Below are 13445 nucleotides of genomic sequence, written 5' to 3'. Positions count from 1 at the left end.
ACGACGGCCAGCGATTACTTGGCAGAACGTAAGCTTAGCGTACGTTTCCGCGTTTGTTGGCGGTACCCGATATAGATTTTTTTTTTTGCAGCACGCTAAAATAGAAGTGAGGTGATGGCATGCAAATTGATTCAATGTTGCTCGATACCAAGGTGGATCCGTTTGACTCCATTGACCATTACTTCGAGCCGAAGGCCAACGGTGTCCGTTTGCAGCTGATCCGAAAGGGGGAAGGCAGCTACTATTTACGCGACATGGCACCGATCTAACCGGTCGTTTACCTGAGCTCGATGATATGCGGCTCCAAGACGATGTAGTGCTCGACGGAGAAGTCGTTTGTTATGATCCGAATCCGCTTGCTGAAGATTTTGAGGCGATCCTGGGCCGTATTAATACGAGCAAGCCCCGTCATGTGAAAGCAGCTGCGATGCAGAATCCATGTACGTTTATTGTTTTCGACGTGCTGAGCTATCGCGGAAAAACCATGGTGGATTTTCCGCTATACGGGGTAGAGACAGCAAATTAACGAAAACGTACGCTAACAATTGTGTTGCATCGTAATCCGGTCATAATTAGTTAAATTGTGTTGCGTTAGGCCATTCGTCACTCCAAAACTGGTTGATATTTCCTAAGTGTGCCATCGACAGTGCTTGACTTTATGAGCTTTCTGAATTCAGGTTCAATAAAGGCGGTAGGATAAACAATTTTACAACTCTATGATAACTATTCATTTCAGAATTGCTATCATGGGGTAGAGGTGTATGCATATGGCGAAAATACTGATTATAGATGATGAGAAGGCGATTAACGATTTGATTGCCGTAAATTTAAAGATGGTCGGGCATGAGTATGTCCAATTGTACAGCGGGGATCAAGTTCTACAAACTTTAAATGAGACGCGAATCGATTTAGTTATTCTGGACGTGATGCTGCCCGGCAGAGACGGCTTTGAAATCGTGCAGGATATTGTGAAACGGGGCGTACCGGTTATGTTCTTAACGGCAAGAAATACGGTTTCGGATAAAGTGCATGGCCTGGAGATCGGAGCGGAAGATTATATCGTCAAGCCCTTTGAAGCCGTGGAGCTCATCGCTCGTATCCATGTCATTTTAAGAAGAAACCAGAAGGCCCCAAACGAATTCAGGCTGGATGACACCATCGTAGATTTGGATAAGCATATGGTGACCGTTCATGGACAAGAAATCGAAATAACGAATAAGGAATTCCAATTATTGGACCTTCTTGTACAAAATAAAAATATCGCGCTATCCCGCGAGAAAATTATTGAGCAGACATGGGGTTTCGATTTTTATGGAGATACGAGAACCGTTGACGTGCATATTCAGAAGCTGAGAAAGAAGCTGAATTGGGAGACCCGGATCAAAACGGTTTATAAATACGGTTACAGGCTTGAGGTGTAGAGGTGAGATTCTGGCAGAAAACGTATCTGTGCGTATTGTTTGTATTTCTGATCGCCTTCGACCTTGGCGCCTATGGACTTCTGAAAAAGAGCTACGAGCTGAACGAACAGCTGGATATCTCAAGAGGCGTGAGCGTATACGGGAGCATCGAACAATCGTTAAGCTATATCCTTCGCGTATATACTGAACGTACTGGCAGTACCAACTATGAAACGGTAATTGCCGGTTTCGCAGCAAATTATTACAAACAGGATATCCTTTTGGAGGTTTACCAAGCGGATCGATTGATCTTTTCCAATGCCTATCAATTTGCAGGGGACCGGCCTGAGCTGCATGGGGATCCATATCAATCCGTATACAGAAAGATGAACGATGAGCTATGGCTGTTTATCGGCGGGAAAATGGAGTTCCAGCATTTAAAACTCGTTATCTCTAGAAATTCCGATTATTTACAGGATTATTATGTTACGTTACGGCAGTATTTCATTACATTAAGTGTTGTCATTTCTTTGATTTTATCGGCAGCGCTTATTGTTCTATTATTTCAATTAACCGCACCCTTCCGCAGGTTAAACAAAGGCGTAAAGGCGATTGCCGCGGGAGCGTATGATCAACGAGTGAAAGCGGGAGGGAACGACGAATTCGGGGAATTGGCGCAAGATTTCAACCGAATGGCCGATGCGGTTTCCAACCATATTGAAACAATCAAAAAGGCGAGCGAAGACAAGGAAATATTCATCAACAACCTCACTCATGAACTAAAAACACCCATTACGGCTATCAAGGGATATAGCGAGTTTTTGAATCATGCCAATTATAATGAGGAAGAACGAAAAATGGCGGTCCGATACATTCATGAGCATATTGCGCGGCTGGACGTCCTCTCGGGAAAAATGATGCAATTGTTATATTTGAAGAGTGAAGAGGTCGTCTTAGGGCCTGTTCCTATCGAGAATCTGTTTTCATACGTGGCAAACATGGAGCGGCATCGGCTAGAGGCGAAGCAAATGACGATAAGAATGGAGTGCTCGGCCGACAAAGTCAATGGGGATCAAGAATTATTGCAGTCCTTGTTCATTAATTTAGTCGAAAACAGCATAAAAGCTTCCTCGTTCGGGGGGGAGATCCAATTGAGAAGCTACCATTACGGCGAAGGCGTTGTGCTTGAAGTGTTGGATTATGGAAGAGGCATACCCGAGAAGGACATTGCGAAAATTACAGAAGCGTTCTATGTAGTAGACCGATCCCGTTCAAAAGAACTGGGTGGAATTGGGCTTGGCTTGTCCATCTGCAATCAGATTGCCCGGCTCCATCATGCAAGCCTGCAAATCGATTCCAAAGAAAATGAATATACAAGGGTCTCCGTTTATTTTACAACTCCGTTACAACTTGAAGATTAGTTCATAACGCGGCTCTATTATAGTTGGTTTGTAGCTACGAACAACTAAAAAATATTGGAGGCCATGAAGATGAAAAAAAAGATTACCGCAACTGTACTGACTGTAGGAGCAGCATTCGCTTTGATTGCAGGAAACGGCATTATGACGACTTATGCGGCTACAAGTGAAGAGGCTCAACAGGTGGAGGTCATCGGCCAACATCAGCAGCCTGAAATTGCCGGCCCAGGTTCAGTGCCGGGGATTCAAATCAAAGATGTGCCGGTGAACGAAAAGGTAGCGGTTGTGAATGCCGAGAAAGCGATTCAAGAAAAATTCAAGGTTTCCTTAAGCGGCATGAATATTACCTATACTTTGAGCACCCGAGCAGACAGGGAAGGAACGTTCTATTTTGTAACCTTTGAAGATCAAACATACAATTATTCCGACGAGGAGCTCCTCAAAGCGAAGCGGGACTTAAAGGAAGGTAAAGATATCGGCATCGAGATGAACGATATTTACACCGCATTTGTAAACGCCGAAACCGGAGAAATCGATTCGGTTGAGAAAAATCCAACGGCACCGGAAGGAGCCAATTAAATCGACATGAAGCCTTGGGTCGTATAAGCTTATACGACCCGAGGTGTTTTATTATTGATAAATCAATCTGTCCGAGATGGAGGGAGGCCATAAGGTATGAGGAGTTTTCATCGTTATTCAATTGTATTTTTCAATGCTTCATACATCTTGGCTGCATATTCGTCGACTTCGTCACGCGACATGCGCAAGCGATTCACGGAAGAACCATAACCGATTTCCTTCTTCCCCTCTTGCAATCCTTTAAATATGCCGTCCGCGAAGGCATCCAAAGGTTCTCCATGCGTGTGCAGCCCCGATCCGCCCAAATCGGTATTCACTGCCGGCGGCGCGACTTCAATGACTGCTAACGATTGCCGCGTCTTCTTTGGCTGCAAAATACGGAGCGAACAGCGACCCAATCCATATACTGCTTAATGCCGCTTATGGGCATATGCGTGTTTTTTAAACAAATAACGGTTTCGAGGAGAGCCATTTGGTCTTCCGAAAATAACCGCCTGCCGGCTTCGTCGCGCTCGATCAGCGGGAGCAGTCCTTTTTTTTCATAATAACGTTCGTTGATTCCGTCGACAGGTATAGGATACGACTTAAACCATGGTTTAAGTCAAGATTGATTTTTGTCTGTCAAAAGCAAACCATGCACAAGTGGCTTCTTCATGCCGGTTGTGCTATTTTATGGTGAGTTTAAGCTGTGAAGGAGGGGGATGCTTGAATGGATTTTTCCGAGGGACCGGGAGCAGGCGGCTCACGCATGAAGGCGCCTATCTCCGACCGAATCAAAATCCCGCCGGGATTTTGGGACGGATTGCGCCAACTGGGGATTGCTCCCCGTGACGCAGCCCGCAAAGCACGGCTGCCGCTCGCCGTTGTAGCCGAGCCGGCCGTCACCGCCGCTCAATATTTCGCGATCTGGCAGGCGTATTCCGATCTCGCCGGCGACATGGCGGAGGGGATCATCAAGCTTGCGACCGCCTTCGAAACCGCAAAATACCCGCCGACCGTCTTGGCGACTTATCACGCGCGCGACTATCGCGACGCTTTGAAACGAATGGCCCGTTACAAGGTACTGTGCCCGCCCGAAAGCTTGCGGATGACCGAGGAGGGCGATCGTTGCGTCATCGATCTGGATTGGCTGGATGCCGGGCAGCCGGTGCCACCGATGCTGGTCGGCATTACGCTGGCTTTCCTGTTGGAGCTTGGGCGCCGGGGCACAGGGCAGCCGTTAACGGCGCGGCTCGTCGAATTCTCGCATGACATGGGCAACGTACGGACGCTGGAAGCGTACTTCGGCTGCCGTGTCCTAATCGGCGCGGCGCATAACCGGTTGACGCTGCATCGAAGCGATCTGGACCGTCCCTTCCTCTCGTACAACGAGGAGCTGCTGGCTATTCTGACGCCCGCGCTGGATCGATCGCTCGACGAGCTGCATCGCGATCGTTCCATGACCGAGACGGTCAAATGGATCATGAAGCGCAGCCTCGCGGGAGGGCGGCCCGACATTCAGGCCGTCGCGAAGGAGCTCGGCATGAGCGACCGCACGCTCCAGCGCCGGCTGACGGAAGAGAATACGAGCTTCAAGCAGCTGCTGACGCAGGCGAGACATGAGCTGGCGCGGGAGTATTTGGCGGACCTGTCGCTCGATATTAAAGAAGTGGCTTTCTTGCTCGGCTATGAGGACCAGAACTCGTTCTACCGCTCCTTCCGCTTCTGGGAAGGCGTCACGCCTTCCCATTGGCGCACGGAACATGTTGGCGCAAGCCCGGCCAATCGTTCATGAGGTTTATCATTTGGCGCGTTAAGCAAGAACGTTGGCGCAGCAGGCTAGTTACCCGGCGGGCCGGGCAAGGTAATATAATCCCTATCCGGAGCACAAGAAAAGGAGAACGACAGGATGGATATGGGATTAAAAGATAAAACGGCTTTGGTTACGGGCTCGACGAAGGGCATTGGGAAAGCCATTGCCATAGAACTTGCCAAAGAAGGCGTTCATGTCCTTATTAACGGACGCGATCATGAAGAAGCGGAACGGACCGTACTTGAATTAAAGTCGGCTTTCCCGGCTACCGATCCCCGGAATGCCGCGGCCGATCTGGCGGATGCCGAGCAAAGAAAAGCCTTATTCGAACGATACCCCGATATTGATCTTCTCGTTAACAATATGGGCATTTATGAAGTGATGCGGTACGAGGACGTCGACGATGAAGGATGGGAGACGTATTTCCGCACGAACGTTCTGGCCGCGAACGCATTATGCAAATTTTATTTGCCTACCATGCTGCAAAACGGTTTTGGACGCATCCTCTTTATCGCGAGCGAAGAAGCGGTTATGCCTTCAGGGCTGATGCCGCAGTATGCGATGACCAAATCGATGCTGTTATCCTTATCGAAAAGCCTGTCCAAATTAACGACAGGAACGGAAGTGACGGTCAATGCGATTATGCCGGGCCCGACGCTCTCGGAGAACGTGCAGCGAATCATCGAGGGGATGTACCCCGACGAAGGCATGACGTTTGCGGATAAAGAGAAAGCCTTCATGGCGTCAAACCTGCCGCAATCCGAGTTGCAGCGATTTATCAGGCCTAACGAGATCGGCAGGCTGGCCGCATTCGTGTGCAGTCCTTACGCAGCCGCGTTCAAAGGTTCCCCGATCCGCATGGATGGGGGCATGGTGCCGACGATTTTTTGACCTCGAACCGACAGCGCATTTCGTTGCTCGCGATTGGGATAGCTCACTTTGAATTTCAAAAACTGAAACTAAATGCGATAGAAGGGGCTTCGTAGACGATTAGTTTCAAATTTTGAAACTAAGTCGGCTAATATCGTAAGGTATCAGGCGAATGGAGCCGTTTAAACTCAAGTATTTAAACTAAATAAGGTGGGCGTGAAGTATAGAGCGGTTTAGTTTCATTTTTTGAAATTAGTATCGCCGTCTCATGGCATCGAAGCCAACAGGGCTATCTCTCAGGCCGGTTCATGGTCTGTTGAGACAGCCCCTTTGTCTTATCCGTTTTTGACCGGAATCACTTCGCCAAAAAAGACGATGAACGGCTCGCCTCCTCTGCTTTGGCGTATTTCGCGGCATTTTCCAACAAAATCATCCTTACAGTTAACAAGAATAATGCGCATATCCGCGCGATTGAGATCAAGTTATAAGGCAGAAAGGCCGAGCAGCCGCCCGTACTAGGCGGCTGCTCGGCATCGAAAAAAATAGTTGCAATAACATTCTATTTGACGTATAGTGAAATTAGTTGCAATAGCATTCTATTGGTGGGGGTGAAAACCATGAGCGAGCATTGGAAGCCGAATGGCGGCGGCAGGACGGAATCCCACGGGCAATACATATCGGCGATTTATCGCCATATGCAAATATTGATTTCCGCCGAGCTTGCGCCGTATCGGATCGGAAGCGGGCAGTACATTTTTCTGATGGCCATTGCGTATGGGCAGCCCACGACGCAGAAGGCGCTGAGCGAGCGGCTGCTCATCGACAAGACGACGACCGCCAAGGCGATCGCCAAGCTGGAAGCGGAAGGGTATGTGCGCAGGGAGCCCGATCCGGCCGATAACCGCTACCATCTGCTTTATTTGACGGAAGCGGGACGCGAGACGGCGCCGAAGGTGCAGGAAGCGCTGGATCGTATCAAGGGCATAACCGGCAAGGGCATGACCGACGAGGAGTATGACTCGCTGCTGCGGCTGCTGAAGATCGTGCTTCGCAATTTGAGCGAGCGGGAGGAAGGGCCGAAATAAGCGGGAGTAGCTGCCGTGTCGCGAGACCAACACAATAGAGGAGGATGAAAAAGATGATTGCCCATCCGTTTATCGTCGTGGATAACTGCAAGGACGAAATCAGGTATTACCAGAGCGTGTTTGGCGGAGAGATCGTCATTCTTCGCAAGCAAGGGGAAGACGTGCTCAATGCGGATCTGCATGTAGAGGGAGCCATTCTTAAGTTCGCCGATGCGAAAGCGGCGCAGCCCGCAGGGAAAGGCGACTATGTGAGAGTTTTTTTGAAAATCGGGACGGAGGAGACGTTCCGCGCGATTTTCGGCGAATTCGCGGCCGGCGGTACGGTGAATACCGACGTGTACGAAGCGCCCTTCGACGGATTGCTGGCGATCGTGACCGACCGCAACGGCGTTTGCTGGGTGTTGTCTTACTATCGCGCCTAATGCGCGCAAAAAAGAACCTTCCAACCACGAATAAAGTGGAATGGAAGGTTCTTTTTTTTCGGTTGGCGTTTCTAGATTGCGGAACCTGTCTTGTCTTGGCGAAATTTACAATATAATAACAGTTCCGTTAACACTCTATTAATATTTAAAAGTTACTTTTGAAAAGTAATATAAAGGTAATATAGGGGGAAGATCATGTTGAAAATGTGGAGCAAATTAGCCGGGGTAACGGCGTTGACCCTTGGGCTCACAAGCCTTGCGCCCGCCGTCAGCGCCTTGGAGATGCCTACCGACGAGCTTACGCTCACGAAAATCGGCGGTTACAGCACGGGGGCGGAGCTTGACGAGGCTGGCGCCGAAATCGTCAGCTACGACGCGGAGAGCCGCAAGGTGTATTTGATCAACGGCGCCGCCAGTTCCTTTGAAATCGTCGATCTGTCGGGATTGGAGAGCGGCGTGCCGAACCAAGCGCTCGAAGCCAGCGAGAAAATTTCGATCGCCGACCATAGCCCGAGTCCAGGTTTGTTCGGCGACGTCACGAGCATTGCGGTCCATCCGGAGCTGGATTTGATTGCGGCCGCCGTGCCGAATTCCGTAAAAACCGATAACGGGAGCGTCGTTTTTTTCAGCAAATCGGGCGAATACCTCGGTTATGTCGAAGTCGGCGCGCTGCCGGATATGATCACCTTTACAAATACGTCAACCGGCAGCGGACGGTTCCTCGTCGCCAACGAAGGCGAACCTGCCGACGACAATTATAACATTGATCCGGAAGGCTCCGTGTCGATCATCGATCTGTTCGACGAAAGCACGGGAGACAGTGTGCAGATTGGAACGGGAGACATCCACGCCGTCGTAACGAGCGCCAACTTCAACGATCTCCCTTCGACGGACGCGATCGACGGCAATGTCCGCTACGGCGCTTTGACCGGCTATATCCCGAGAGAAGAGCTGACCCTTGCGGATTGGGCAAAAGATTTCGAGCCGGAATATATTACGGTGGCCGAAGACGGCGAAACCGCGTATGTCGGTCTTCAGGAGAATAACGCCATCGCCGTGCTCGATTTGGACAGCAAAACCTTTACGAGCGTATACGGTCTGGGCTTTAAAAATTACATGCTCGATTTCAACAAGCTGGACCCGTCGGACCGTGATCCGGAGGAGGACGCTTCCGAAATCAATATTCAAAGCGGCTACCCCGTTCTGGGCGCCTACATGCCGGACGGCATGGCGCTGAAGACGATCAACGGCAAGACGTACCTGTTCACGGCCAATGAAGGGGACGCCCGCGAATGGGGAGACGGAACCCTCGATGAAGAGAATGAGCCGAATCTCGCAACCGATGAAGTTCGATTCAAAGACATCTATAGCGATGAGGGTCCGGAAGAGGGCAACGTCATGGAGCTGGACGCTCAGTATTATCCCGGCACAACGCAGGAAGAGCTTGATGCGTTGGATCTCGGAGCGCTGTCGGCGGATGCCAAGCTGGGCCGCTTGCAGCTGATGAATTCGGTGTCGGACGCCGTGTACAAGGACCCCGATACGGGTACGACGCATTTCGGCGCGCTGTACGCGTATGGTGGCCGCTCGTTCTCGATTTGGGACGTCAGCAAACTCGGCGAACAGGGTCAGCAAGTATTCGACAGCCGCGACGATTTCGAACAAGCGGCCAAAGCCTTCGTTCCCGAACTGTTCAACAGCGATCATGCGGAGAACGTCTTCGACGACCGCAGTCCTTCCAAAGGCCCCGAGCCGGAATATGTAGAGCTGGGCGCCATCGGAGACCAAACGTATTCGTTCGTCGGCTTGGAAAGGCAAAGCGCACTGATGGTGTACAATGTAACGAATCCCGAAGCGCCGAAGTTTGTCAACTTCGTGAATATGAGGGATCTTGAAGAAGACGGAGGAGGCGACCTCGGTCCGGAAGGCCTGAAATTCGTCTCCGCCGACCATAGCCCGACTGGCAAGCCGCTGCTGCTGACCGGCAATGAAGTATCGGGAACGCTGGCGGTGTTCGAAATTTCGATCACGGATGAACTTGCCGCATTCGCTGTGGAAGCTTCCCAAGATGCCGATACCTACGCGATCTCCGAAGAAGGCGGCATTGTGAGAATGACCGTTAACCCGGGCGTATCCGGCTGGCGCACGTTTGGCGCGTCCGTCACGGCGGTATTGGGCCACGCAGGTTCGGAAACCGTGGTGTTCAAGCATAGCAGAGGCAGCGAACAAGTGGGCATAAGCGCCATTCGGGGCGATTTCGATGTCCAGACGCTTGCGGCGGAAGCGCAATTCAACGTGAGAGCCGGCGATAAAGTGGAAGTGTATGTCGTTGACGAGCTTTCCAACGATCCTGACCAACAGCCTATCGTGCTGCACTAAAGGATAGGAGCGCAACCGATGAATAAAAAATGGAAAAAACTTATACTGAGCGCGATGATTGCGACGGCCATCGTACCGGCGGCGACCGTTGTCCCCGCGAGCGGCAATGTCGCTTTGGCCGCCGCGCCGACCTTAAGCTTGAATAAAACAAGCGTAATGAAAGGCGCCGAATTGACGGCTTCCGGCATGTTCGAGCCTTCCTCCTGGATTACGCTCCGGGCGATCGACGGCGAAGGCAAGCTCGCCGCTTTCGACGCGGTACGGACCGATGCGGGAGGCCGATACAGCTTCACGTTCACCGTCCCGTCCAATACCGTTACCGGCGCCATGACGGTTTATGCCGGATCCGGCGATCAAGTCGTCCAGGCGACGGTACAGGTGAGCTCCCCGGACGGCGGTCCGTCGAACCCGCCGCCCGTGACGCCGACGCCGCAGCCTACGCCGGAACCGACGCCCGAGCCTGAAGCTCCGGTCTTTAACGATGTATCGGATCACTGGGCGTCGGATGCCATTGGCAAGCTGGCGAAAGCGGGCATTCTGGAAGGGATGCCGGACGGCAGCTTCAAGCCGGATAATCGGATGTCCAGAGCGGAATATATGGCCGTCCTGTACAGACTGCTCGGTCTGGAGGATGCAGGCAGTTCGCCGGCATTTACGGACGTGCCGAATGATGTCTGGTACAGTACGTATGTAAAAAGCTTGAGCGCGATGAACATCGTATCCGGCTACCCGGACGGAAGCTTCCGCCCGGATAAGGAAATGACGCGCGAGGAGGCTTTCGTCCTGCTGTATCGCGCGGTGAAGGATAAGCTGCAGCCCGTGACGACAAGCGCTCCGGCGTATACGGACAGCGCAGATGTATCGGATTGGGCGAGAGAGGCGATCGAAGCGCTGACCCGGGCGGGTATTCTGCAAGGAACGCCTGATGGAAAAGTCAATCCGAAGAAAACGATCACGCGAGCGGAAATCGCGAAGATCGTCGCTCCTTTCGTGGATTAGCATCTTCACGCAACGAATTACAGTGCCGATCGAAGAAGGTTGAACGGCCGAGGCGATCGAGAAGTCGTCTCCGATAAGAAGAAAGACCGGGCGAGCGGCGGCTCTCCCGGTCTTTCTTCTTATTCGTTTGAATCGCCTGCCAGCCTGTGCAGCAGCACGACCGCTTCCGCCCGCGTCGTAACCTTCTGCGGCTGGAACAGGTTGCCCTCAAGCCCTTGAACGAGGCCGGCTTCGCGAGCGGCTTCGATTAGCGGCTTGGCCCAATCGGCGATGTCGCCGTCGTCCGCGAACGCCGTCCGTTCGGCTTCGGAGGCGATCAGCCTTGCGGCTCGCGCTATCATGATGGCTGTCTCCATGCGGCTAATGCTCGCGCCCGGACGGAAGGTGCCGTCCGGATAGCCGCTAACGATGCCCGCTTGGACAGCCGATGCGATGGCGCCGCCTGCCCAGCCGGGGATGCTTGCGGCGTCCTTGAACGTCAGATCGCTTCCGGTTGGCCAATGCAGCACGTTGCTCAGCATAACGGCGAATTCCGCCCGCGTGACCGGATTGTCCGGAAGAAAGGTGCCGTCCGGATAGCCGCTCACCCAGCCCTTCGCGACGCTTTCCGTTATTTCGTCCTCCGCCCAATGTCCCGCAATGTCGGCGAACGTCTTCTCCGGCTCGGCTGCCGGCATGACGGCAAACAGCGTAAAGTGATCCGTCTCTCCCGTGACGCCGCCGCCCTCGAGCTTGCTCTCGATTTCTATCCATTGTTCGGCGGTTTCGTCGTAGTAGAATAAGGCCGGCCGTTCCATCTCCTTGAGCGCGTCGCTTGTCAATTGGACGCGCAGCTGAACGGGAACCGCGAGATGGCCCGATACGTCTTTCGTTAAGTCGAACGCATCGCTAAGCAGCCGCTGGCCGAAGCCGAGCAACCGCTTCGCGTCGCCGGTCGCGTTCCGCATCGTGATGGTCATCGCTTGCTTCACCGCATCGGCCGGAATGTGCAGCGTCATGCCGTCCAAAGTGAGCGTATAGGCTTGACCGGGGACGACGTAAGACAACTTGCCGCGGGGCGGTTCGTTCGTTCCCGGCGATGGGCTCGGCGGAGGCGAAGTCTCGATATTCGTCACGGCAATCGTGGCAACCGCGGCATTCCCGAGCCCATCCTCCGCATAGACGGTGTATGTGCCGTTCTCGGCTGCTTGGAACGTTCCTCCGGCAATCGCCGTCCCTCCGCTTGCGAAGTAGGATGGGACTTGAGCGCCTTCGGCCCACTTGAGCGCCGCGACGCCGCTTCCGGTATCGTCCGTCGTTACCGTGACGGTAACCGCATCGCGTGTAGGCGCCGTCGTCGACGGCGTCAGTCCGATCGTAGGGACCGTGCCGTCGATGAGAATGCCGGTCATGCTAGGTGGGCCGGGCAGATCAAGCGATACCGCTTCGCCGAGCGCCGTAATCGCGGCCGGGGCCGGGGCTTCGATCGCGCTGCCGAGCGTTAGGCCGTTCATGTCCAAGTCGCCCGATTGGATCATATAGATGAATGTCAGCCGCTCGGGCTGCCCGTCCGGCTTGCCGGCATATAAGGCAGACCTGTCGGCGCTTCCCGGATCGGCGCCAATCTGAAACGGAAGCGACGGCGTTCCGGTTACGTCGACGGGGTGATCATACGCGACCGTGAACAGAAGCTGATCGCCGATGCCGTAATGGCCGTTGTCCGGCGCCTGGATGACCGCCGGCTCAGGCGTCGGCACGTCAATCGCAAGGCGGTAGACGCCCTCCCATAGGCGGCCGGCTCCCTCGACCCGAATGTCGACCGGATTGCGGCCAAGCCCCAGCGCGACGCTTCCGTCGGCCTCGCCGTCTATGGTGACGGAAGCTCCCGCGTCGGACGCCGATGTCACGATCGTCGCCTCGGCTGCGGGCGCGCTCAGCGTCGCGACGTAGACGCCGATATTTTGGTCGAAGCCGCGATCCATCGTAACGGCGGCTCCCGCCGCGGTCACCGTCCCGCGGAAGCGGGCTGGCCGCTGCTCTCCGTATTCCAGAAGGACTGCGACACCGAACCGCCATTGTTAACGCCGATTAATCCGCCGGTATCAGACGTGCCGCTAACGGCGGCGGCGGAATACGATTCGGCAACCGTAGACGCCGGCAGATTCAACGTACCGACCAATCCGCCAATCTCGCTATTGCCGGTTACGGCGCCCTGCACGGCGATCCCGCTAACCGAGACATTGTCCGCGAATCCGATTAATCCGCCTACGTTGTCTTTGCCCGTAACCTCGGCGTCAACCAAGGCTACATCGGCCACCGTTGCGCCCGATGTATTCGGCGCGCAGCCCGCCGGGCTCCGTGAGGATTGGTAGTGAGAATGTCGAAAAATGGGCAAAATTGTCTATTCATTCGCTATTGTAAAACGGATCTCTCCGTCTATATAGACGGTACTCAAGATTCATAGTTGAATGCATAGCCTATCTACGGTCTTCATTGGTGTCTTGTTAATTTCATTAATAAAG

Annotated in this window: 12 protein-coding genes and 3 pseudogenes; 11 read left to right on the top strand and 4 right to left on the bottom strand. The window is 53.3% G+C overall.

The window, feature by feature from the left end:
• The first annotated feature begins 119 nt into the window (after positions 1-119).
• From IDH41_RS31865 to IDH41_RS27745, 5 genes and pseudogenes are all read left to right on the top strand, one after another.
• On the top strand, positions 120-269 hold the full coding sequence (locus IDH41_RS31865; RefSeq protein WP_263364610.1) for a hypothetical protein: 150 nt from the start codon (positions 120-122) through the stop codon (positions 267-269).
• A pseudogene (locus IDH41_RS32235) lies at positions 251-526 on the top strand (ATP-dependent DNA ligase); the annotation flags it as partial. The gene IDH41_RS31865 and the pseudogene IDH41_RS32235, both read left to right, overlap by 19 nt.
• A 241-nt stretch (positions 527-767) precedes the next feature.
• Entirely contained in the window at positions 768-1421 is a 654-nt protein-coding gene (locus IDH41_RS27755) for a response regulator transcription factor (RefSeq protein WP_190867006.1), read from the top strand.
• Between the two features lie 2 nt (positions 1422-1423).
• Complete coding sequence (locus IDH41_RS27750) at positions 1424-2821, top strand: sensor histidine kinase (RefSeq protein ID WP_190867004.1); 1398 nt, start codon at positions 1424-1426, stop codon at positions 2819-2821.
• Positions 2822-2890: 69 nt separating this feature from the next.
• Positions 2891-3397, top strand: a complete 507-nt coding sequence (locus IDH41_RS27745) for a hypothetical protein (protein WP_190867002.1) — start codon at positions 2891-2893, stop codon at positions 3395-3397.
• Positions 3398-3510: 113 nt separating this feature from the next.
• On the opposite strand, the pseudogene IDH41_RS27740 reads toward IDH41_RS27745, so the two are convergent.
• Both IDH41_RS27740 and IDH41_RS27735 read right to left on the bottom strand, forming a co-directional pair.
• Positions 3511-3747, bottom strand: a pseudogene (locus IDH41_RS27740) (short-chain dehydrogenase); the annotation flags it as partial.
• A 41-nt stretch (positions 3748-3788) separates the two neighbouring features.
• Positions 3789-3971 (bottom strand): annotated as a pseudogene (locus IDH41_RS27735) (MerR family transcriptional regulator); the annotation flags it as partial.
• Positions 3972-4145: 174 nt separating this feature from the next.
• Here IDH41_RS27735 and IDH41_RS27730 point away from each other — a divergent pair.
• From IDH41_RS27730 to IDH41_RS27705, 6 genes are all read left to right on the top strand, one after another.
• Positions 4146-5171 (top strand): AraC family transcriptional regulator, encoded by a 1026-nt coding sequence (locus tag IDH41_RS27730; protein WP_190867010.1) that lies wholly within the window; start codon positions 4146-4148, stop codon positions 5169-5171.
• 114 nt (positions 5172-5285) lie between these two features.
• Entirely contained in the window at positions 5286-6080 is a 795-nt protein-coding gene (locus IDH41_RS27725) for an SDR family NAD(P)-dependent oxidoreductase (protein ID WP_190867000.1), read from the top strand.
• Between the two features lie 596 nt (positions 6081-6676).
• Positions 6677-7144, top strand: coding sequence for a MarR family winged helix-turn-helix transcriptional regulator (locus tag IDH41_RS27720; protein ID WP_190866998.1), 468 nt, complete (start codon positions 6677-6679; stop codon positions 7142-7144).
• Between the two features lie 53 nt (positions 7145-7197).
• Positions 7198-7566 carry a VOC family protein gene (locus IDH41_RS27715; protein WP_190867008.1) on the top strand — a complete coding sequence of 123 codons (369 nt, stop codon included), beginning with the start codon at positions 7198-7200 and terminating at the stop codon, positions 7564-7566.
• A 195-nt stretch (positions 7567-7761) separates the two neighbouring features.
• A complete protein-coding gene (locus tag IDH41_RS27710) occupies positions 7762-9945 on the top strand; it encodes a choice-of-anchor I family protein (RefSeq protein ID WP_190866996.1) in 2184 nt (727 codons plus the stop codon).
• Positions 9946-9963: 18 nt separating this feature from the next.
• Complete coding sequence (locus IDH41_RS27705; protein ID WP_190866994.1) at positions 9964-10944, top strand: S-layer homology domain-containing protein; 981 nt, start codon at positions 9964-9966, stop codon at positions 10942-10944.
• A gap of 119 nt (positions 10945-11063) precedes the next feature.
• Here the strand turns inward: IDH41_RS27705 and IDH41_RS27700 are convergent, their stop codons facing one another.
• Together IDH41_RS27700 and IDH41_RS27695 are read right to left on the bottom strand one after the other, a co-directional pair.
• Positions 11064-12905, bottom strand: a complete 1842-nt coding sequence (locus tag IDH41_RS27700; RefSeq protein ID WP_190866992.1) for an S-layer homology domain-containing protein — start codon at positions 12903-12905, stop codon at positions 11064-11066.
• A gap of 23 nt (positions 12906-12928) precedes the next feature.
• Complete coding sequence (locus IDH41_RS27695) at positions 12929-13225, bottom strand: hypothetical protein (RefSeq protein WP_190866990.1); 297 nt, start codon at positions 13223-13225, stop codon at positions 12929-12931.
• Positions 13226-13445: the final 220 nt, after the last annotated feature.

The sequence above is a fragment of the Paenibacillus arenilitoris genome (genome assembly GCF_014705655.1).
Lineage (GTDB): Bacteria > Bacillota > Bacilli > Paenibacillales > Paenibacillaceae > Pristimantibacillus > Pristimantibacillus arenilitoris.
This window is presented reverse-complemented; position numbering and strand designations above follow the sequence as displayed.